16 protein-coding genes are annotated in these 20,369 nt (G+C 59.3%); 8 read left to right on the top strand and 8 right to left on the bottom strand.

The window, feature by feature from the left end; all coding sequences use genetic code 11:
* Positions 1 to 220: 220 nt before the first annotated feature.
* Positions 221 to 655: a hypothetical protein gene (locus HWX91_RS24250; RefSeq protein WP_042274237.1), complete on the bottom strand. Its 435-nt coding sequence runs from the start codon at positions 653 to 655 to the stop codon at positions 221 to 223.
* Positions 656 to 1,623: 968 nt separating this feature from the next.
* Here HWX91_RS24250 and HWX91_RS24245 point away from each other — a divergent pair.
* A complete protein-coding gene (locus HWX91_RS24245) occupies positions 1,624 to 3,534 on the top strand; it encodes an ATP-binding protein (protein WP_028195112.1) in 1,911 nt (636 codons plus the stop codon).
* Between the two features lie 51 nt (positions 3,535 to 3,585).
* Here HWX91_RS24245 and HWX91_RS24240 read toward each other — a convergent pair whose 3' ends face one another.
* The 5 genes from HWX91_RS24240 to HWX91_RS24220 form a co-directional block, all read right to left on the bottom strand.
* Positions 3,586 to 4,524 carry a retron St85 family RNA-directed DNA polymerase gene (locus HWX91_RS24240; protein ID WP_081832960.1) on the bottom strand — a complete coding sequence of 313 codons (939 nt, stop codon included), beginning with the start codon at positions 4,522 to 4,524 and terminating at the stop codon, positions 3,586 to 3,588.
* On the bottom strand, positions 4,517 to 5,437 hold the full coding sequence (locus HWX91_RS40510; RefSeq protein ID WP_208459044.1) for a retron St85 family effector protein: 921 nt from the start codon (positions 5,435 to 5,437) through the stop codon (positions 4,517 to 4,519). The genes HWX91_RS24240 and HWX91_RS40510 overlap by 8 nt, the downstream gene beginning before the upstream one ends.
* A 592-nt stretch (positions 5,438 to 6,029) precedes the next feature.
* Positions 6,030 to 6,881, bottom strand: a complete 852-nt coding sequence (locus HWX91_RS24230; RefSeq protein ID WP_028195111.1) for a carbohydrate ABC transporter permease — start codon at positions 6,879 to 6,881, stop codon at positions 6,030 to 6,032.
* The gene (locus HWX91_RS24225; RefSeq protein WP_025647863.1) at positions 6,878 to 7,768 is read right to left on the bottom strand and encodes a carbohydrate ABC transporter permease; all 891 of its coding nucleotides are present in this window, start codon (positions 7,766 to 7,768) and stop codon (positions 6,878 to 6,880) included. Before HWX91_RS24225 ends, HWX91_RS24230 begins: the two co-directional genes overlap by 4 nt.
* Before the next feature lie 153 nt (positions 7,769 to 7,921).
* Positions 7,922 to 9,154 carry an ABC transporter substrate-binding protein gene (locus HWX91_RS24220; protein WP_028195110.1) on the bottom strand — a complete coding sequence of 411 codons (1,233 nt, stop codon included), beginning with the start codon at positions 9,152 to 9,154 and terminating at the stop codon, positions 7,922 to 7,924.
* A 335-nt stretch (positions 9,155 to 9,489) separates the two neighbouring features.
* Here HWX91_RS24220 and HWX91_RS24215 point away from each other — a divergent pair, with 335 nt between their 5' ends.
* The 6 genes from HWX91_RS24215 to HWX91_RS24190 all read left to right on the top strand — a co-directional run bounded on the left by HWX91_RS24215 (position 9,490) and on the right by HWX91_RS24190 (position 17,365).
* Positions 9,490 to 10,263, top strand: coding sequence for an SDR family oxidoreductase (locus HWX91_RS24215; protein ID WP_028195109.1), 774 nt, complete (start codon positions 9,490 to 9,492; stop codon positions 10,261 to 10,263).
* Positions 10,264 to 10,355: 92 nt separating this feature from the next.
* Complete coding sequence (locus tag HWX91_RS24210) at positions 10,356 to 11,438, top strand: ABC transporter ATP-binding protein (RefSeq protein ID WP_028195108.1); 1,083 nt, start codon at positions 10,356 to 10,358, stop codon at positions 11,436 to 11,438.
* Between the two features lie 92 nt (positions 11,439 to 11,530).
* Complete coding sequence (locus HWX91_RS24205; protein ID WP_028195107.1) at positions 11,531 to 12,394, top strand: MurR/RpiR family transcriptional regulator; 864 nt, start codon at positions 11,531 to 11,533, stop codon at positions 12,392 to 12,394.
* A gap of 316 nt (positions 12,395 to 12,710) precedes the next feature.
* Entirely contained in the window at positions 12,711 to 13,463 is a 753-nt protein-coding gene (locus tag HWX91_RS24200; protein ID WP_052660638.1) for a PA3715 family protein, read from the top strand.
* Positions 13,456 to 14,721 (top strand): DUF3142 domain-containing protein, encoded by a 1,266-nt coding sequence (locus tag HWX91_RS24195; protein WP_081832959.1) that lies wholly within the window; start codon positions 13,456 to 13,458, stop codon positions 14,719 to 14,721. The genes HWX91_RS24200 and HWX91_RS24195 overlap by 8 nt, the downstream gene beginning before the upstream one ends.
* Positions 14,708 to 17,365 (top strand): hypothetical protein, encoded by a 2,658-nt coding sequence (locus HWX91_RS24190; RefSeq protein WP_028195106.1) that lies wholly within the window; start codon positions 14,708 to 14,710, stop codon positions 17,363 to 17,365. Before HWX91_RS24195 ends, HWX91_RS24190 begins: the two co-directional genes overlap by 14 nt.
* An 8-nt stretch (positions 17,366 to 17,373) precedes the next feature.
* Here the strand turns inward: HWX91_RS24190 and HWX91_RS24185 are convergent, their stop codons facing one another.
* Positions 17,374 to 18,222 (bottom strand): IclR family transcriptional regulator, encoded by an 849-nt coding sequence (locus HWX91_RS24185; RefSeq protein WP_028195105.1) that lies wholly within the window; start codon positions 18,220 to 18,222, stop codon positions 17,374 to 17,376.
* Positions 18,219 to 19,076: an IclR family transcriptional regulator gene (locus HWX91_RS24180; RefSeq protein ID WP_028195104.1), complete on the bottom strand. Its 858-nt coding sequence runs from the start codon at positions 19,074 to 19,076 to the stop codon at positions 18,219 to 18,221. Before HWX91_RS24180 ends, HWX91_RS24185 begins: the two co-directional genes overlap by 4 nt.
* Before the next feature lie 285 nt (positions 19,077 to 19,361).
* On the opposite strand from HWX91_RS24180, the gene HWX91_RS24175 reads away from it, so the two are divergent.
* On the top strand, positions 19,362 to 20,321 hold the full coding sequence (locus tag HWX91_RS24175) for an MBL fold metallo-hydrolase (RefSeq protein ID WP_028195103.1): 960 nt from the start codon (positions 19,362 to 19,364) through the stop codon (positions 20,319 to 20,321).
* Positions 20,322 to 20,369 lie beyond the last annotated feature (48 nt).

Here is a 20,369-nt window from a genome sequence, read left to right as displayed (position 1 = left end):
GACCGGAACGATTTTAGACCGGACAAAAATCGCCGGTCAGCGGAGCGCGTATTGGGCTGACTTCGTTCAGGTTTGTTGGATGCCTGTCCACACTTGCTTGTGGCGCTCGCACATGCTCGTGACGGAGGGCAGGCATCCTGCAAATCTGATCAACTGAAGTTGCTGACTTTCTTGATGGTTAGTGCTCCGTGGGAACCGATTGTTGGGCCGCCGCGTCTGTTTATGCGTTCGTCGTGGGTTTGGCTGACGTTTGCTTGCCCGGGCTCGGCTTTGCGGCTGCTGGCGATTCCTTCGTCGCTATTTCTGATGCCTCTGCAAGAAGGCGCATTGCACGGTTCGCGGTGATGCGGCTCTGAGGGATGCCCTTCGCGTCGAGTGCGATCACCTGATATAGCTCACGGTCACACTCCAGCTCCCGCTGATATTGCTCTGCTGTGTCGACGAGCAATTCAAGCATGGTCTGCTGACGTCGTCTTTCGTCACCCGTGATGGCAGGATTCCTACATATTGAGGACCCGAGTGTGATCAATGTGTTGAGTTGGCTCAACTGCCGGTTGCATAGATCGAAGGTGGAGAGCGCAAGCTTTTCGTACTGGAGCGCGTCGACAGGCGGGCGTGAAGCGGGTTGAGACTGTTTTGTAGGTTTGCTACTCATGGTGCGACCTCCCTGGTACTTCCTGGATCGCCCGACACTCGCTTGCTTGGGGAAGGGGTGAGCGGGCACATGACGGGTTTGGAAGACCGGGATCGTAACGAACCGGCGAGCCTTGCGGCTCCCCCACCACGGCCCGCCCATTGAAATATAGACGTGCAGAGATAGACGCACGCCCCGCCTGAGCGGGGGTGCGGTTACGATCACAGGCTTCCACACCTGACCACCGGGTGTTTCCCGACGGCTTGATGATTATAAGTCATGGCAATGGTGAAGCGATCAACCAGACGGGCTAAGTGTTTGCGTTTGGCCAATTGGATAAGGCATCGGCAATGAGCGGCGTGGTGTTGTCGATTCGGAAGGGCGCGCCCGGCTATTTGTCTCTATGTCGATAATGAGCGCGTACGCTTATCTAGGGTTGGGCGGCGTCGCAGTTTAGCAGTCGATGTCGGTTGGCCGAATAGCCGATTTAGCTAGAGCCGATCGCGTGGTACTTGCTGGCTTCTGCGGTTTTTGCCTGTGCGTAGCGCTTGGGGGCGTTGCAAGTGGCAAGCTGTTAAGACCTGTGCCCATCAAGTGCATTGTCTTTATTGCTTTTTCGGACCTTATCCTCTCGGTGTCGATGCTCCCAATAGGCAACCCTTCGGTCGTTGAAGTTATTCGTCGTAGCAAGCCAATGGGAATGAATGTCCGCATCCGGGACGTTTGACGCTCAACTGCATCCGGCCATTACGCTTCGAGCGGCACGACACTTAGAGTCATCTTCAGACATTCACGCTTGGGCGGGGTCAATTATGCCCTTCGCATGATCAACCAAGTCTGGCAACAGCCAATGTGGTGGCAAATTGCTAGCGCCATTGAGAATGACGCGAATCGGAACGGCCGTGGTGCTTGCCGCAATCCATGTTGCTTTTGTAGTGGCACGTCTGTAAGCTCGGCGATGAGTTGGCAACGCATTATTCGACATCCCTATGGATGCTCCGCGCTGGATATCACCAAATAAAAAAATCCTTAAGCACGATTATGGGGTAAAGAGAATGAAGCTAGCCGAAATACGAATTCGAAATTTTAGATGCTATAGAAATGAGTTCCTTATATCATTTGACAAACTAACCTGCATTATTGCCAAGAACGATATCGGAAAATCGAGCATCCTTGAGGCACTCGAGGCGTTTTTCAATCTCGAGAAACTTGATGCTGAAGACCGGTCTACGGGTGTGCGCAATGCTGACCCGATTGAGGTGACATGCGTATTTGAAAATATACCGACTACCTTGGTCGTTGATACAGATGCTTTGATTTCGCCACACAATGAGTATCTACTCAATCGAGACGGTTGCCTTGAAATCCGGAAATGCTTCTTTGGCGCTTCTCCGAAGTGCGAGGAAATATACGTCAGGGCTGTTCATCCAACGGCACCAAATTTCGATGATTTGCTTACCCTAACAATTGCAGCCCTCCGGCAACGCGCTCAGGCTCTGGGAGTCAACTTAACCGGCATCAATCAAACAATCAAATCGGCAATTCGTCATGCCATTTGGTCTAGCGTGCCGCTTGAAGATTTGCGACTCGAAGAGGTATTGATCGAGGTGAAGGCAACGATCTGGAAGCCACTTCAAAACGCCCTGCCGCTGTATCAGTTGTTTCGCGCAGATCGCCCAAGTTCAGATCAAGACTCTGAGGCACAGGATCCGATCAAGTTTGCGATTAGGGAAGCGCTCGCCGGGAGAGAGGCAGAACTGGAGACCTTGGGCGCTTACGTAAAAGCACAAGTGGAGCAAGTGACGCGTGCGACGATCTCGAAACTTCGAGAGATGGACCCAGCCTTAGCTAGCGAACTCAATCCAGTATTCTCGCCGTTCAACTGGGCCAAGGTTTTCTCCGTCTCCCTTACTGGCGAGGGGCAGGTGCCTCTAAACAAACGAGGCAGTGGGGTGAGGCGCTTATTTCTAATCAACTTCTTCCGCGCAAAGGCAGAGCAGTTAGCGAGCGGACGCGGCGCTCCGGATGTCATTCTCGCCGTCGAAGAGCCCGAAACGTCGCAACATCCTAATAACCAATTGCTCCTGTTGGATGCTCTTTGGGAGCTATCGCAAGATCCTGCGAATCAGGTCGTACTTACAACCCACAATCCGTTGCTGGGTCGAAAAATTGATAGAAATAGCGTGCGCTTTCTCGACAAAAATGCAGATGGCGAGCGTTCCGTGGCACCGAATAATGATGCCACAGCCGCGCTCATTCGCGACACACTCGGAATACTACCGAATCACAATATTCGAGTATTCGTAGGGGTGGAGGGTCCAAACGACATTGAATTCCTGAACCGAATTTCCGAGGTGCTGTCAGCGACAGAACCAGATATTCCGAACCTTTCGGCGGAAGAACGAGTTGGCAGACTTGTATATATACCTATGGGCGGTTCAACGCTGGAGCTTTGGACGAATCGCCTCGAAGGGCTTGAACTTCCTGAAATCCATATCATGGACCGTGATGTTGCGCCTCCTGCACGCCCTAAGTATCAAAACGCGGCAGACCGCGTAAATGCGCGCGTTAACTGCCTCGCGTTTACGACAACATGCCGAGAAATGGAAAATCTAGTACATCATGACGCCATAAACGAAGAGTTCGGCATTGCGCTTGCCGCGGTACAGGATTTTGACGATGTCCCTGCTCTCGTTGCCGAACTGGTGCATGAGGCATCGGACTCACCGATCCCTTGGGCAAATCTAGACGATGTGAAGAAGTCGAAGAAAATCAGCCACGCAAAGCGCCGCTTAAATCGTGGCGCAGTAAGTCGCATGACTTCTATCCGCCTTGACCGTGCCGATCTGACTGGACAAGTGCGCGAGTGGCTGCGCGCCATTGCTGCACATCTAGTATGAGTGTCGCGCGTTGCTTAAGCAGGGGCCGTTACTCGTTGCGCGCTTCTCGAATCAAATAAATTCACTTATCACGCCAGTATATTTTGCGCATAACGTCGAAAAAAAAGCCGGTGCTATGTGCCTAATATAGTCGAGATGCCCTTTCAGAACTCGCACGTCCTCTGGCCGTAAAACCTGCTTTCCCCGCAACGACAACATAAGACGAACCTTATCTTTATACTCGCGCGTTATTGTGACATGACTATCATTGCAAACCCTCAGCCCTGTCACAATTGCACTGCCGCCGTTTCTGCTAGAAAATGTCGTTTTATTTTCGTTGACGGAAAGCGATGGAGACGCCCATGTTTTCACAAACGAGCGGATCAACTCCAGAAACTTCGCGCACCCACCTTTCTTGTCTGTCGAGAACACGATGTCGTCAGCATATCTAGTTATCCTTCCATCTCCCAGTTCATTGGTGTTTGCAGTGACGAGTTTTTGTAATTGAACGTCGAACTCAAACATTACAGCGTTGGAAATTATGGGCGAAGAAATGTAGCCTATTGGTAAGCGCAAATTTGAATCAAAACAAACTCGCTCTATAAAACTCCCCGCATCGGCATAATCTGTAAATATGTTTCTAATAATCTTTGATTTCCCGATTGCAAAATTCAGGTCGGCGTATCGAATTGATGGAAAGAAATTTAAAAAATCAACCCGAATAAAGTACAGTGATTTCGCGTGGAATTGTGCATTTGTCAATATTGAACGTCCCGTCCTGAATGCCATCGCGGAATCATGGATTTCCATTTTCTCAAAAAATCGAATGGTAAGCCACCGCTGCAGAATTTCCAACTCGGCCGAAGGGCGGGAGATAATGCGAAATTTGGCTGACTTAGGTTTTTTTATTTTCAAAGTCTTAACCCGACTTGGCCCTTGCCGGATCACATCATTGACCCAACGTTCCTGCACACAGCATTCGGTAGCGGCGAGCTTGACTAGACTAGACATGAATTAGGCGCGTGGAATTATATTTCAGATGAAAACGCCGGAAGGCAGGGATAAGATCCTTACCAACGCCGTCAAAATTGATAAAAGTATCGGGTGTTATGGCGAGATATGACGGCTCGCCCCCACTAGTCACGGTTTTTATTAATTCAGCGGCGTGAAGAATTGCCCGCAAAGCCTTAATCTCATCGAAGCGCCGGTTTCCATATAATACCCGATATATTTCGATAGTTTCCGCATGAGTTATCGGGCCGCAAAGATAGATAATATCATGCAAAAAAAACAGAGATGCTTGGCTTTCGATGTTCGGAAAACATGATGCGGCATCAAGGGCCGGGCGAATGTGCCGGTGCTCTAGATGTTTCAACACCGACGGGAGAGTCAGCCCGATTGCATCTCTAACCGTTATTCCGTTAGATTGCATTGGATACCAAATTACGCGATCTTCCGCCACATCCTCCTTGATCGCTTGGAGAGGGCCGAGATTTATAAACGACGACTGTGATTTGAAATTTGCGTCATTTATGACGATTAATTTTGATCGCAGACTTTCGGCGGCAAATGCGCCTAGCTCACAAAATGAACTGTAGCTTTCCAATACGATGAGAATCCAATCGGCAATTTTCGATATTTGATGTTCAATGTCAAGCAGATTTTTTGTTTTACCGTGCTTTACAAGTTCATCCATGACTCGTTCGGCGTACACAATTCGTGCGTGCGGAAGCGCTGATTCTATCGTCTTTTTTAGATATCGCCGACGTTCGGATGGGATCAAGTCAGAGCGGTTGGCCCCGCATAGAAAAATGAATGATAAATCTCTTTTAATAGAAAAACGGCCCGAATTGAGGGCCGTTGCGAAACGTTGCAGGATAGATCCCAGCCGTGGTCGGGGCAATCCTAGATATTCTTTTAACATGCCTACCTAATGCAACGAGGAATACGGAGACGGATTTTCGTCGACCGGCGAAAATACGTCTCCGTATTCCTCGTCGATGACTAAAAATCCAAGGCGGATAGTGACTCACTACCCGATTCGACTCGCGTCGAATAATGCTAGGCATCGGTGATTGTAGGCATTCCGCTCGGGCTGTCAAGGGAATTGCAGACAAGCATTTCGAGGCACATCCAAATGGCAAATGGCGAACCGCCTATATCGATTGCAGGGCAAATGGGTGACTACCGGAACGTAGGCATTCTCCTGCGACCAGCAGCAACCGCGGGTGACCTGCCAGACGACACTTAAATCGATCAGCATGGCGCTCCGAAACCCGCCATCGGGCGCGCGATAGGCGAGCTGACGAATCGGGGCGAGGGTGACTGATCTCACCCGCCGAAAGCGGACGCGCGAAGTTGGTCGCTGCATTCGCAGATCGAGCGTCTGTTTACACCGAGAATCAGCCAATTGCAAAAGTCGAATGTACTTAACGATTCATGGCGTAGGTGGCGGCGGGCGGCAGACCCAATCGTTCACGATGGTTCGGCAGTACCAAGCTGAGACCCCCCATCCCTCACTTCACCGCCCCCAACGCCAACCCCTTCACCAAAAACCTCTGCAACCAGGCAAACACAATCGAAACCGGCAACGTCGCACAAAGAGTAGCGGCCATCACCAGATGCCACTCCACAACATACTTCCCAGCGACCATGTCAGTCACTTGCACGGTCAAAGTCTTATTCTCCGGCGACCGAATCAACGTATAGACCACCGCAAACTCATTCCACGCATTAATAAAAGTAAAGATCGCGGTCACAACAATCGCAGGCACAGCCAACGGCAAAAACACCTTAAAAACAGCCCTAGTCCTCCCACACCCTTCCAACCAGGCCGACTCCTCAAGATCCCTCGGCACAGTCTGAAAGTACGAAGACAGCATCCAGACCGCGAACGCGATGTTAAACGCCGCATAAGAAACGATGACGCCAATCTTGGAGTCAACCAGATTCCCATCCCCATAAGGAATCATCGCCGCCAACCGGAACAACCCAACAACCAGCAGGATCGGCGACAGCATCTGCGTCACTAAAAGAAACTGCGAATAAAACCCCTTCCCGCGAAACGGAAACCTCGCCAACGCATAAGCCGCCGGCAAGCTCACCGCCAACGCCAACGCAGTCGACAAAAAGCTGATCACGCAGCTATTCCTCAGCGCCACGCCAAAGTTAGCCGCAACCCACATATCCGAAAAGTTGCTCCACTGCCAATGCACCGGCAACCACCTCGCCGGATAAACAAAAATCTCCGTAGCCGGCTTCAAAGCAGTAAACAGCATCACAGCAAACGGAAACAGCACCGCCACAATCAGCGGCGAAAGTGCCAACCAGCACCACAGCGAGCGCTTCATCTTGACGCTGAGACTCATGACGTCTCTCCTTCTTTCGCGGGCTGCAGGCGCAGATAGATCATCGAGAAAACGAACAGCATGACGAGCATGATCAGCGACACCGCCGCAGCTTCGCCGGGACGTCCCAGCCGGAACCCAAGCTCATAGAGATACGTAACGAGAATATGCGTGCCGTTATCCGGGCCGCCTTGCGTCATCACCCAGATGATCGGGAAAGAATTGAACACGTAGATCACGTTCAACAGAATCGTCATGTTGATGAACGGCCGCAAGAGCGGCATTGTCAGCTTGCGAAACTGTTGCCACGCACTGGCGCCATCCATGCGCGCCGCTTCGTAAATGTCACCCGGCACCGACGACAACCCGCCCAGCAGAATCGTCACCGTAAAGGGAATCGACACGAGAATACCCACCGCGATCTCAACCGGAAAGGCGAGCTCCGGCGTAGCGAGCCAATGAATCGGACCGTTGATCAACCCAAGCCGCTGCAACGTGACATTGACCATGCCGTAATCATCGTTGAAGGCCCAGCGCCACACCACGGCGGTCATCGTCAGCGAGACGGACCACGGCAGCATCACAATCGTGCGTGCCACGCCACGCCCGTAGAAATCCTGATTCAGGATCAGCGCAACCGGCACCGAAATCAGCACCGTGCCGCCCACCACGCACACGGTCCAGACAATCGTCCGCTTGGCGGCAGCGAGAAACGCGGGGTCGGTGAAAATCGTAATGAAGTTCTGCAGACCGGTGAAATCGCGGATCGCGCCGAAACGCGAGACGTCGTGCAGCGATTGCCACACGATGTTGAAAATTGGATAGCTGATGATGAAAAGCGCCAGCACCAGACTCGGCGCAATCAGTAACCAGGGCGCCTGCAGGCGCGAAGAAGCGGAACGGCTCATGCGTGCTCGATCGTAAGACGCGTCCCCATTAGAAAAGAGGCGCGACGGGATGGGCCGGATAGTGCGTTACATCCATGACAACCGAAACGCGCACCGCCTTGGCAACGGCGGCGCGCGTTCCGTGTTCAGCAGATCACCTCGTGACTACGCGTTTCACTTACCGAGCGACTTGTTCGCTTGCGCTGCCGCGGCATTCAACGCGTCCGCCGGCTTCGCCTTGCCCAGGTAGATCGATTGCATTGCATCGGTCACGGCCTTCGCCGTGTCTTCCCAACCGGTCACGGTCGGTGCGAAGTGAGCCGTCGGCAGCAGCGCGACGAAAGCTTTGGTATCCGGATCGTTGAACGCCGGATCGGTCGCCTCAGCCTTGGTGGTCGGCAGGAAACCTTCGGTCGTCGTGAACTCGACACGCGGTTCCTTCGTGAACAGATAGTCCAGGAACTTCCAGGCCGACTTCTTCACCTTCGAGTTCTTGAACATCACGATGGAGTCGGTCACCGCGTACGTGGCGTGCGTCGTGCCCATCGGGATCGGATCGATGCCGTACTTCAGATTCGGCGCTTCCTTCTTGATCTGCTTGGCGAGGAACGGGGCGGAAATCATCATCGCCACGCGGCCTTGCTTGAACAGGTTCTGCACGTCTTCACGGCTGTAGCCGGTCACGCCAGGCTGCGTCAGGCCCTCGTCGATCATCGTCTTGTAGAGCGTAGCGGCCTTGATGCCGGCCGGCGAATTGAACGCCGCCTTGCCGTCCTTGCCCACTACGTCGCCGCCATTGGTCCACAGCGCGTAGTAATAGTAGACGTCGGTTTCGATTTCCTTGCCTTGCAGACCGAAGCCGGCAACGCCCTGTGCCTTCAGTTTCTTCGACGCATCGATCACGTCATTCCACGTTTTCGGGCCGTCGGGATAGCCGACCTTCGCGAGCAGATCCTTGTTGTAGTAGAGCGCGCGGGCGGACGCGGCGATCGGCAGGCCGTAGACCTTGCCGTTGATCTCGCCCGGTGCGAGGAACGGGCCAATGAAGCGGCTCTTGAAGCTGGCGTCCATGTAGCCGTCGAGCGGCTCGGCCACATCGTCCTTCACGAAGTCGAGCAGCCAGCGCGTGCCGACGATCGCCAGGTCGGCGTTGGCGCCGCCGGAGATGTCCGTTTGCAGTTTCTGTTGCAGCGTGTCCCAGTTCACGTCTTCGATCTTGATCGTCGTGCCGGGATTGGCCTTCTCGAAGTTACGGGCCATCTTTTCGAAGTACGGCGCGGTCGCATCGCTGTAATGCGCGACCGTCACGCGAACCGTGTCGGCGTGCGCCGCGACGGCGATACCTGCAAACGCGAGCGCCACGGCAACTTTGCCGAGCGCGAGTGAAGCACGGGCATGCAACGACATTTCTCTCTCTCCTGTGTCGATCGGAGTTAGCGTTTTAGCGCGTAGTCCGGTCCCATCCGATGATGGTGGGGGGTGGTCTGCTGCCGTCGCCGGCCGCGTTGGTTGAATTGTTTGAAAAAATCCTACATGACGCAAAATAGCTTGTCACGTAGGGTCTGCCATATTTTTTCCAAGCGAGTTTTGTGCATAAGATGCTGTAAAGCAGGGGTATTCTGCGTAACGCGAAGTCACGGATACCCAATCTTCGGGATGACTAGACAAGTGCGCGGCGGCCGGTTTGTAGGAAACTTACACGCCGGAATGACGGTGCGGCGCGGTTAGGAGCGAGGGCGGATATGAATCGTGTGGTGTTGGTGACGGGCGCTTGCGGCGGGATTGGCAGCGTGCTCTGCAAGCGCTTCGTGGAGCAGGGCGACACGGTGCTGGCGCTCGATATCGACGCGGCCGCGCTCCGTGCGCTGGTGGCGCAACTCGGTGAGGCGCACGTCACGCCGGTCGCGGTCGATCTGGGCGATGCTGCCGCAGTGCAGCAAGCCGTTGCCGACGCGGTGAAAGCGCGGGGTCCGGTGGACGTGCTGGTTGCCAACGCGGGCGCCGCCAAAGGACTGACGCTCGCCACCACCGATGCCGCCAGCTGGCAGCGCGATATCCATCTGAATCTGAACGGCACGTATCACACGGTGGAAGCGGTGCGTGCGTCGATGATCGAACGGCAGAAGGGCGCACTGGTGCTGATCGGCTCGGTGAACGGCATGGCCGCGCTCGGGCATCCGGCGTATAGCGCGGCGAAGGCCGGGCTCATCAGCTACACGAAAGCGCTGGCGATCGAGCTGGGCCGCTATGGGATTCGCGCCAACATCGTCTGTCCGGGGACGGTGAAGACGCAAGCGTGGCAGGCGCGCGTCGACAAGAATCCGCAGGTCTTCGAAGATCTGAAGAAGTGGTATCCGTTGCGCGACTTCGCGACGCCCGACGATATCGCCGATGCGGTGATGTTCCTCGCCTCGCCGATGGCGCGCGTGATTACCGGCGTCGCGTTGCCGGTCGACGGTGGCCTGATGGCCGGCAACCGCCTGATGGCGGAGGAGCTGACGCTGGAATCGCTTTGAGCCGGTTTGAACCCGATAGCGCGCCGTGCTCCTTGCCCGATCACGCAAGGCGGCACGGCAGTAAGACGATGCAGTAAGACGATGAGGACAGCATGGCAGCAGTGCAACTAAGCGGCATCTTCAAACGCTATGGCGACACGCAAGTGGTGCACGGCATCGATCTCGACATCGATGACGGCGAGTTCGTCGTGCTGGTCGGCCCATCGGGTTGCGGCAAGAGCACCTTGATGCGGATGGTCGCGGGGCTCGAGGAAATCAGCGGCGGCGATCTGATGATCGGCGGCACGCGCGCGAATACGCTTGCGCCGCAGCAGCGCAATATATCGATGGTGTTCCAGAGCTACGCGCTCTATCCGCATTTGTCGGTCTACGAAAACATCGCGTTCGGGCCGCGGATTCGCAAGGAGTCGTCCGCGAGTTTCAAGCCGCGGATCGAAGCCGCCGCGAAGATGCTGAACCTCGGCGGTTATCTGGATCGCTTGCCGCGCGCGCTCTCGGGTGGTCAGCGTCAGCGGGTGGCGATGGGCCGTGCGGTGGTGCGCGAGCCGTCGTTGTTTCTGTTCGACGAACCGCTGTCCAATCTCGACGCCAAACTGCGCGTGCAGATGCGCACGGAGATCAAGGCGCTGCATCAGCGTCTGAAGAATACGGTGATCTACGTCACGCACGATCAGATCGAAGCGATGACGATGGCCGACCGCATCGTCGTGATGAACGCGGGACGGATCGAGCAGATCGGTCGTCCGCTGGAACTGTACGATCATCCGGCAAACCTCTTCGTCGCGAGTTTTCTCGGCTCGCCGTCGATGAATTTCGCGGAAGGGGTGCTGGTCAATCGTACGGAAGGGCAGGGCCTGGCGTTGAAACTCGGCGACGGTGGCGAGATCGTGCTGGAAGGCGCGCCGGCGTCGGCGGTGCCCGGCGCGAAGGTCACGCTGGGTATCCGGCCCGAACATATCGAAACCATGGCGGACAAGCCGGACGCCACGATGGAAGTCGAAGTGGTCGAGCCGACTGGCGCCGAGACCCACTTGTACGGGAAAATAGGCGGCAGCACGTGGTGCGTGACGACTCGCCAGCGCTCGAAAGTCGAGCCCGGCCAGCGGGTCACGCTGCGTCTGCCGGCCGGCCATATTCATCTGTTCGATACGGAGAGTGGACGCAGGCTGGTCTGAACCGCGTGTTGCCGCTTGAAGTCGATTCAAGCTGATTGAAGGATTGAAGCTGCGACGCGACGCGGATTCATTTAACCCTTAAGGAACACCGGGTGTCCGCACCGAACTTGATTCCCCACATCCGCGGCGCACTGGCCAATTTGCGGCCCGCCGAGCGCAAAGTTGCCGACATGGTGCTGAGCGATGTCGACTTTGCGATGCGCGCGAGCATCACTGAGCTCGCGCAGCGCGCGGACGTGTCCGAGCCTTCCGTCACGCGCTTTTGCCGCGCGATCGGCGCGCATGGGCTGCGTGACTTCAAGATGCAATTGGCGCAAAGCGTGGCGGGCGGGGTGCCGTATGCGTCGACCGCGGTGGCGCGTGACGACGACGTGCGCACGTTGATGGACAAAGTAGGCGAAGCCGCCGTCGACGGGATTACCCATGCGTGTGCCGCACTGGACCCGGCCGTGTTCGAGAGCGCGGTTGCGGCGTTGTCGAGCGCGGGGCGGGTGTTCTTCTTCGGCGTGGGTTCGGGGTCGGGGCTTGTCGCGCAAGATGCGGCGTTGAGGTTCTTGCGGCTGGATATCGCGGCTACCGCGTTTACCGACGGTCATTTGCAACGTCTCTACGCGGGTCTGATGGAACCCGGCGATGTAGCGTTTGCGATTTCACACTCGGGCCGCAGCGTCGAAGTGAACGAAAGTATTCAGATCGCCAAGGAGCGTGGCGCGACGACGATTGCGCTGACCAATGTCGGCTCGCGGCTGGCGTGGCTGGTGGATATTCCGTTGCTGCTGCGCGTGCCGAGTCCGATCGATCCGAATACGCCGGGCGTGTCGCGGCTGGTGCATCTGTGCATCATGGATGCGCTGGCGATCGGCGTCGCGTTGAAGGCGCGACCGAAAACCCTCGAAAAGATGCGGCACGCGAAGGCGCGGTTATCGTCGCATGAGCCGGAGGCGGCGGGGGATTGATCCGGAATCGCCAAAGAACGCGTCATTAGAAATAGCGGACGGCCGCCTGCTTTGGCGCGCTGACGCAAACAGGCAATCAACGCTTCCTGCGTGGCCTTATCCAGCCCTTCCTCCACCATGTCGATCACGAGCACGGCAGGCCGTTCGGACTTCAATCCGGCGAGCGTGCGTTGCGGCGTCATTGACAGCGTGGCATCGTTTTCGCGTCATCGTTTTACAACGAACGGCGCGCACCATAAAATCCGCCGGACTGGCCGAATCCGCCAATGCACCACGCATTGTCAAAACGCATTGCCAAAGATACCCCGAAGGGAAAATGAAAAAACTCATCACGTCGGCCCTGTTGTGCCTGCCCCTGTTCGCTCACGCCGGTACTGACGCCGCCGTCGACTGCCAGTCGCATCTGTCCACGTGGATGAAAACCTTGCACCCTGGCCGGCAACTCGACACCGAGCACGCGGCATGCAAGGTCTGGCCTGCGGACCCTTCATTGACGCTGGCCGTGCAGCCCCTGCCGAAAGCGGGCAACACCGACGACGAAGGCGAGTACGACGTCGAAGTGCTGGTCGCGGACAGCAAGTCGGGTGCAATCATCGCGCATGCCTATGAAGCGGCTGCGATCAGTTCGGACGCGATCCGCTTCAGTCAGATCGACTTGGACACCGCGCGCTATCAACTCACCCCGCAATTGCGCGCATTCGGCGTTCGCGTGACTTACGAGGGGGCGTCGCGCGTCAATCCGTACGAGGCTCAGGCGTTGAGCCTGTATGTGCTGGACGGCCACACGCTGCGCCGCGTGGTCGACGATCTGGCTGTCGAGAACAACACCGGCGAATGGGACGGCAATTGCGCCGGTACGTTCTCGGCCATCACGCGCACGCTCGCGCTCGGTCCGGCCAACAGTGCGGGCTACGCGACGTTGCGCGTCGGCGAAACCGCGAAGGAAACCGTCAGCAAGCAGACGAGCCAGGACTGCGTATCGACCGATCGTTCGTCGAAGCGCGCTACCACGACGCTCGAATACGACGGCACCGCTTACCGCGTGCCCAAAGCCTTGCACTATGAATGACGGCAGCGCAGCGCCGTTGCGGCGGCGAGTGCGTGGCGCGCTCGCCGCTTGCGCCGTGTCGCTGCTGGCGCTGACGCTGACGTTCGTCGGCGCTTGCAGCAAGCCGCCCGCACCGTTGCCGAACGACGCTTATCTCTGGCAGCGTAAATGGACGCCGTCCGTTGCGTCGGCGGTCGAACAAAGCCGCGCTTTCGTGCAGACGTGGCATGTGCTGGCCGCGGAGAAAGACAGCAAGGATGATTGGACCGTCGTCTCGCCCGAGTGGACGACCCTCGCCGCGATCCACGCGCCTGTAAGCGCGGTCGTCCGGATCGACGGCCAACTCGACGACCTGAACACGCTGCCGGTCGCGCGCATCGTCAAGCTGGCGGCGGACTGGAAGCAGCATGGCATCCCGCTCGCGGCGATTGAAATCGATCACGACTGCGCGACGTCCAGGCTCGCCGGCTATACGCGCTTTCTCGCCGCTTTACGCGCGCAACTCGATCCCACCGTCAAACTGACGATCACCGCGCTGCCCACCTGGCTCGACAGCCCGGCGCTCGACGCGCTGCTGGCCCAAGCCGACGAATCCATCCTGCAGGTGCACGCGGTCATGAACCCGGTGCGTGGCCTGTTCGATCCGGTGCAGGCGCGTGCATGGCTGCGCGAATTCGCGCCACGCACCCGGCGGCCGTGGCGCGTCGCGTTGCCGACTTACGGCTCGCGCGTGACATGGGGCGACGACGGCCGCGTGGCCGGCATCGAAAGCGAGCGGCCGATGTTGCTCGCCAACGGCTCGACCCAAGGCGTCGTGTATGAACTTGTCGCGCAACCCGAGCAGCTCAGCACTTTTGTCGCGCGGATCGAACGCGATGCGTTGCCGGGACTCAAGGGCATCGTCTGGTTCCGTCTGCCCACCGATGCCGACGAACGCGCATGGAGTCTCGCTACCTGGCGTGCCGTGCTCACACGTGCGCCGCTGACCTCCGCGGTTGCCGCCGACGTGCGCCCAAGCGCGCAGCAGCCGGGTCTCTTCGACGTCTCGCTCGTCAGCGGCGGCAACACCGACGCACCGTTGCCCGCGACCGTGCGCACCGATGCCTCATGCGCAGCCGCCGATGGTATCAACGGCTACGCCCTCGACTACGACGCGCGCGGCATGCTGCTGCGTCGCGTTCAACCCGGTTTGCTGCGCGCCGGTATGCGCCGCGATATCGGCTGGCTTCGCTGCGGCGAAGTCGATAACAAAAAGGTCTCTGTTCATGTTGAACCGTAAATATCTTGCGCTCGGTGGCGGGGTTGCGTTGCTGGCCGGCGCGGTTATCGTCCACGCGTGCGGTCCGTTTTTTCCGCTGCAATTGCTCGACAATCGCGCGGGCACGCTATCCGGTACGCCGAACAATTCGTTTGCGTATGAGGTTTCGCATCTCGTGACGCCTGCCGATCATCTGCTCGCGCCTGAGGCCGTGCACGTTCCGGCGGGGCAGCAACCGGTCGATCCTGCCAAAGCGATGTTGGCGGGCCTCTTGCCCGAACAGATCGCCACGCTGGCCGCGATGGCCAAGGCCGCGGATGGCGACACCGCCTACGCAATGGGAGCGAGCGTGCCCGAGGCGCAACGGCTCTTCGCAGCCGCGGATGTCGATTTCGGCCACGCACTGACGGCCTGCACGAGCGCGGCAAGTGCGGCGTCGGATGCGCCCGCATCCGGCGCAAATCCAGCCGCCACGGATGCAGACGCATCCGACGCTTCGCCCGCGACCCATGCAACAGGCACCATAGCCGCGCAGTCCACCTGCGCCGCCCGCGAACCGCTGCTCGGCCGCGCGGTCACCCGGCTCGACGCGGTCCTCGCGTTGCCTGCTGCAACCGGCGCTCCACGCACGGTGGCCGCGGCAACCGAACTCGCGGCGATCGCCCAGGCACGGGCGGACGACTGCAAGAGCGGCGACGCGTGCGCTGCCCTCAAGGCCGCATTGCCGGCCGCTTACGCAAAACCGCGCACGCTCGCAGCGAACGGCGCCCCCGATCCCGAAGGTCTGGCGGTGGCCAGTTTCGGCGATGAAGCGCTCACCTATCTGCAGGACAAACGAACCGGCAAGCAATGCGACTACCGCAGCTTCCTGAACAGCACGCCATGCGCGACGGCGATCGCACCGGCGGATCTCAAGCAGGCGATCAACCTGTACGCGCAGCAGGCCGCACGCGGTGGCAATAGCGGCCTGCAATCCCTGCGCTTTATCGCGGCGTGGGCGCTGGAGGGGAAGGCGCGCGTCGCCTCGCTGATCGACGATCCGCTCGCGCAACGTTTGCTGGTTGCGTATGCGCTCGCGCGTGAAGGCGACATCGTCAACGATCAACCGGCGAGCGCGTTCGAATACTACGGCGGCTACGACAACAGTTACGGCCCGACTGGCTATGCCGATGCCGCTCGCGGCGACAAGGGCATCAAATCCAATCCGGCGTTGGTGTCGCTGGTCGAGGCTATTCAGCAACGGGGCATCGATCATGTAGCGGGCGCCGACCGTCTCGCCGCGCTGGCGTATCGAGTCGGCCGTTACGATTTCGCCGGTACGCTGGCGGCGCGTGAACGCAGCGCGCTCGCAAGCTGGGTGAGCGCAAAACTGGCCTTGCGCCGCGGCGACACGGCAGCGGCTGTGCAGGCCTATGCGCAGGCATCCAAAGCATTTCCAACCGCCGATGCGAGCGTCGAACCGGCTGGCGCACTGTTAATTAAAGGCGAGCAGGCGGTGTTGACGCTGTCGCGCGGCCAATATGTTGAGGCGCTCGGCTATTTGTTCGACGCGGCATCCCGACAGGACAAGTCGGGACTGGACGACGACTCCGTCTCCGAAGTCGCCTACGGCAGCGACATGGCCTATATCGCCGAGCGCGTGCTCACCACGGACGAACTGAAACACTTTGTCGACTCGCGCGTCCCGGCATCGGCGGTGCCTCCGATGCCGGCGTCGAATGCGGGTGCGGACGCCTACTATGCGTTGCACCAGACCGCCGCCGATTCGTTGCGTTACCTGCTCGCGCGCCGTCTCGTGCGCGATGGCCGGATCGACGATGCACTGCCGTATTTCCCCGCCGACAACGACCCGCGCTACGGCATCTTTAGTTGGGAAGGCGGCCAGACGACCCGCAAGCAATTGCAGCTTCGCAAGCTCGCGCGCGACTATGCGGCCGCGCTGGACGAGGCGCAGCATGCATGGTTGAGTGCGAACCGCGCGCATGGCTGGTTCGACGCGGCGACGCTCGCGAAGCAGTACGGCATGGAGTTGATGGGTTACGAGCAAGGACCGGATTATCACGACGTCGACGGTGCATTCGCGGGCGGATCGGGGCGTTCAGGTGTGATCGGCGCGCGGGGGAGTGGTGCTTCCAATGCCGGTGCGGCCAGCGCGCCGGCGACACCGGATACGCCGGCGGCGCGCGCCGAGGCGGATCTGGCCGGACCGTTCGTGACTGCCGACGAGAAGCGCCGCTACGCGGCCAGCGAGAGCAAACCGTTGGTGCGTTTTCACTATCGCGACATCGCCGCCGACTACATCGCCAAAGCGGCGGACGGCTTGCCGCCGCGTTCGCAGGCATTCGCCGCCGTGCTTTGCCGTGGCACGGACTGGACGCACAACGACGATCCGGCGCGCGCGCTCGCGTTTTATCAGCGCTATGTCAAAGAGGGCGCTTACGTGGATTTCGGCGGCCCGTTCGGCACGCTGTGCCCGGCGCCGGATTTCCGGGCCGCGGCGACGTTCACTTACACCCAGGCCTGGCGCAACGTGAAGCGCGATGCGGGGCGCAATAGGAAACCTGTGGCATTGATCGTGTTGCTGATCGCCGCGGGTGTGATCGGCGTGGGGGTCTGGCGCTATCGGAAGGGAAGAGCGCAACGTACCAGCGCCGACGGCAAGTGATCGTGTTTTCAGGCCTCGCCTGCCGCCGCCATCCACCCAAAGCGCCGCGACAGCCTTAGCGTGGCGGCGCGCAAAGTCTGCGCCGGGCCGCCCGCGAGTTCGCTGTCGAAGCTGCCGCTCGGCCCCATCACCGCGAGCACCAGGCAGATGCTGCCGGTATGGTCCAGCACCGGCGCGGCCAGCGTGTCGATGCCTGGCACTGGCCGGCTCAGTGCGGTGTCGATACCGTCCGCGCGGATTTGCGCGAGGCGTTGGGTGTAGGCCTTTGTCTGTTCTGCCGCGGCCCCAGCCAGCCGCAAATGATCCTGCGCCAGCAGACCGTGGCGCACATCGTCCGCGACGTAAGCAGCAAACACGCGCCCGATAGCGGTATTCACCAGCGACATCACCGTGCCGACTCGCAAGCTCACATGCAGCGGCCGCGCTGATTCTTCTAGACGCACGACGGTCGGCCCGAGCGGCCCAAGCACCGCCATCGCGACACTCATTCCCGTCGACGCCGCCAGTTCGACCACTTCCGGTTCGGCCTCCCGCGTGGGCGACAAACGCTGCAAGCCGATCAAGCCAAGCTCCAGCGCTAAAGGCCCGGCTTCGAAGCAACCCGCGGCATCGCGATTCAGCAAGCCGATCTTGAGCAGACTCACCAGATGCGGAAACGCTTTAGCCGGCGGCATGCCGGCTGCGGCCGCAAGGTCGCGCAAGCTTAGGGGCCGTGCGGCTGCGACCAGCGCGCCAAGCAACTCGCCGGTGCTGTCGAGCGACTGGATGCCGCGCTGCGGCTTTGCATCGGCGGAAGCGGAGGCAGAAGCAGCAGAAGCGCCGGTGCCTGGGGATGAGGTGTCGAACGAATCGGTCACGATGCGGATGAAGCTAGCAAAGAAGGCGCTGCCGCCAGTTCGGCGGCGATGTCATGAGCGGCGGCAAGCAGTGCGCGAGCCGTCGGACCATCGGCGGCTACGTCGATCGCGCCCGTCGAGCCGATCACCGTCAGCGCGAGGCACAAGTGGCCGCTGGCATCAAGCACCGGCGCGCTCAAACTGCTGATGCCCGGACTCGGCGCGTCAACGCTGAATGCGAGTCCGCGCGCGCGGATGTCGTTCAAGGCGGCCTCGAACGCGGCGTTGTCGCCAGATGGCGTCATGGCGCGATCGCGCGAGCCCGACTGATTCGCCCACATCGCCGCCAGCGTTTCGCGCGGCAGATAGGCGCAAAACACGCGCCCCGTCGACGTAGCCGGCAGCGACATCACCGTGCCCACGTGCAGATTCACATGCAGCGGAAAACCCGCATGTTCATAGCGGACGATGGTCGGCCCTTGCGGCCCCGCAATACAGATCGCGACGCTAAACCCGATTGCCTCGGCTAACGCCGCCACGCGCGGCACGGCGGCGCGAAACGCCGGCTGATTCTCCAGATGCATCAAGCCAAGCCGCAACGACAGTGGACCAGGTTCATAACGGCCCGACAATTCGTCGCGTTTGATCAGACCTAAGCGGCTCAAGCTGACCAGATAGGCGTGCGCTTGCCCCGGCGCAATCTGCGCGGCGGCGGCAAGATCGGACAACGCGAGCGGGCTGCGCGCCTGTGCGAGCGCCAGCAACACGCGGCCGCCCACTTCGACGCTCTGAATTCCGCGCTGCGTCTTGCCGCCATCTGCCGTCTCGCTGCCGCCCGCGCCCTTGCCGGCGGCCGATTTCGCTGCTGTGCTCACACCCGCGCTCGTCCGTAAAAAGGGTCCATGTTAGCCGATGCCCCGTGCGAAAGCCCGCGCCATCCTGTCCTTATCTTAGACGCTCTGAGATTTGCGTATAGCGATACATTTCGCTATTGACAAATAAACTGGCGCGGCCATAAGATGCATTCACCCCGACATACCGGTGCAGTCACAGAGTCAAAACGGGGCGAGACAACCCCCAATACCGTCAGCCCGCGCATCTGAAATCCGTACGCGCAGCCGGCCGTCTCGCCTCACATTCCACTTTTGAGGGAGACAAGCATGGCAAAGGCATTCGCATCCCAGGCCGACCTGGAAGTCAAGAAAGTCACGTGGACCAAGCTGTCCGAGAACGCTTACGCGTACACCGCTGAAGGCGATCCGAACTCGGGCGTGATCATCGGCGACGACGGCGTGCTGATCGTCGACACCACCGCCACGCCGGCCATGGCGCAAGACCTCATCGCGAAGATTCGCAGCGTCACCGACAAACCGATCAAATACGTCGTGCTGTCGCACTACCACGCGGTGCGCGTGCTGGGTGCGTCGGCGTATTTCGAAGAGGGTGCGCAGGAAGTGATCGCGAGCCGCGGCACCTACGAGATGATCGTCGAGCGCGGCGAAGCGGACATGAAGTCGGAAATCGAACGCTTCCCGCGTCTGTTCGCCGGCGTCGAAACCGTGCCGGGCCTGACGTGGCCGACGCTGGTGTTCGAAAAAGAAATGACGCTGTTCCTCGGCAAGCTGGAAGTGCGTATCGCGCATCTGGGCGCGGGTCATACGAAGGGCGATACGGTGGTGTGGCTGCCGTCGCAGAAGGTGCTGTTCTCCGGCGACCTGGTTGAATACGACGCAGCCTGCTATTGCGGCGACGCTCAACTGGAACAATGGCCGGCCACGCTCGAAGCGCTGCGCGCGCTGAAGGCCGAGAAACTGGTGCCGGGCCGCGGTCCTGCATTGACCACGCCGGAAGACGTCAACAAGGGCCTCGATTACACGAAAGACTTCGTGACCACGCTGCTCCAGCAAGGCCGCGAAGCCGTCGAACAGAAGCTCGATCTGAAAGCCGCAATGGCGCATACGCGCAAGGCAATGGACCCGAAGTTCGGCCACGTGTTCATCTATGAGCATTGCCTGCCGTTCGACGTTTCGCGTGCGTTCGACGAAGCGAGCGGCATCACGCATCCGCGCATCTGGACCGCGCAACGCGACAAGGAAATGTGGGACGCGCTGCAAGCCTGATTGAAAATCTGACCACCGCATAGAAACGCCGGAACGCGTCAAGCAGAG

The sequence above is a fragment of the Paraburkholderia fungorum genome (genome assembly GCF_902833645.1).
Lineage (GTDB): Bacteria > Pseudomonadota > Gammaproteobacteria > Burkholderiales > Burkholderiaceae > Paraburkholderia > Paraburkholderia fungorum.
Note: the sequence above shows the minus strand (reverse complement) of the source record. Positions and strands in the feature narration are given on the sequence as shown.

What these genes read in the sequence shown, in the direction of transcription:
- HWX91_RS24250 (WP_042274237.1), bottom strand. Translation starts at nt 655, where the DNA reads ATGAGTAGCAAACCTACAAAACAGTCTCAACCCGCTTCACGCCCGCCT.
- HWX91_RS24245 (WP_028195112.1), top strand. Translation starts at nt 1,624, where the DNA reads ATGGATGCTCCGCGCTGGATATCACCAAATAAAAAAATCCTTAAGCAC.
- HWX91_RS24240 (WP_081832960.1), bottom strand. Translation starts at nt 4,524, where the DNA reads ATGTCTAGTCTAGTCAAGCTCGCCGCTACCGAATGCTGTGTGCAGGAA.
- HWX91_RS40510 (WP_208459044.1), bottom strand. Translation starts at nt 5,437, where the DNA reads ATGTTAAAAGAATATCTAGGATTGCCCCGACCACGGCTGGGATCTATC.
- HWX91_RS24230 (WP_028195111.1), bottom strand. Translation starts at nt 6,881, where the DNA reads ATGAGTCTCAGCGTCAAGATGAAGCGCTCGCTGTGGTGCTGGTTGGCA.
- HWX91_RS24225 (WP_025647863.1), bottom strand. Translation starts at nt 7,768, where the DNA reads ATGAGCCGTTCCGCTTCTTCGCGCCTGCAGGCGCCCTGGTTACTGATT.
- HWX91_RS24220 (WP_028195110.1), bottom strand. Translation starts at nt 9,154, where the DNA reads ATGTCGTTGCATGCCCGTGCTTCACTCGCGCTCGGCAAAGTTGCCGTG.
- HWX91_RS24215 (WP_028195109.1), top strand. Translation starts at nt 9,490, where the DNA reads ATGAATCGTGTGGTGTTGGTGACGGGCGCTTGCGGCGGGATTGGCAGC.
- HWX91_RS24210 (WP_028195108.1), top strand. Translation starts at nt 10,356, where the DNA reads ATGGCAGCAGTGCAACTAAGCGGCATCTTCAAACGCTATGGCGACACG.
- HWX91_RS24200 (WP_052660638.1), top strand. Translation starts at nt 12,711, where the DNA reads ATGAAAAAACTCATCACGTCGGCCCTGTTGTGCCTGCCCCTGTTCGCT.
- HWX91_RS24195 (WP_081832959.1), top strand. Translation starts at nt 13,456, where the DNA reads ATGAATGACGGCAGCGCAGCGCCGTTGCGGCGGCGAGTGCGTGGCGCG.
- HWX91_RS24190 (WP_028195106.1), top strand. Translation starts at nt 14,708, where the DNA reads ATGTTGAACCGTAAATATCTTGCGCTCGGTGGCGGGGTTGCGTTGCTG.
- HWX91_RS24175 (WP_028195103.1), top strand. Translation starts at nt 19,362, where the DNA reads ATGGCAAAGGCATTCGCATCCCAGGCCGACCTGGAAGTCAAGAAAGTC.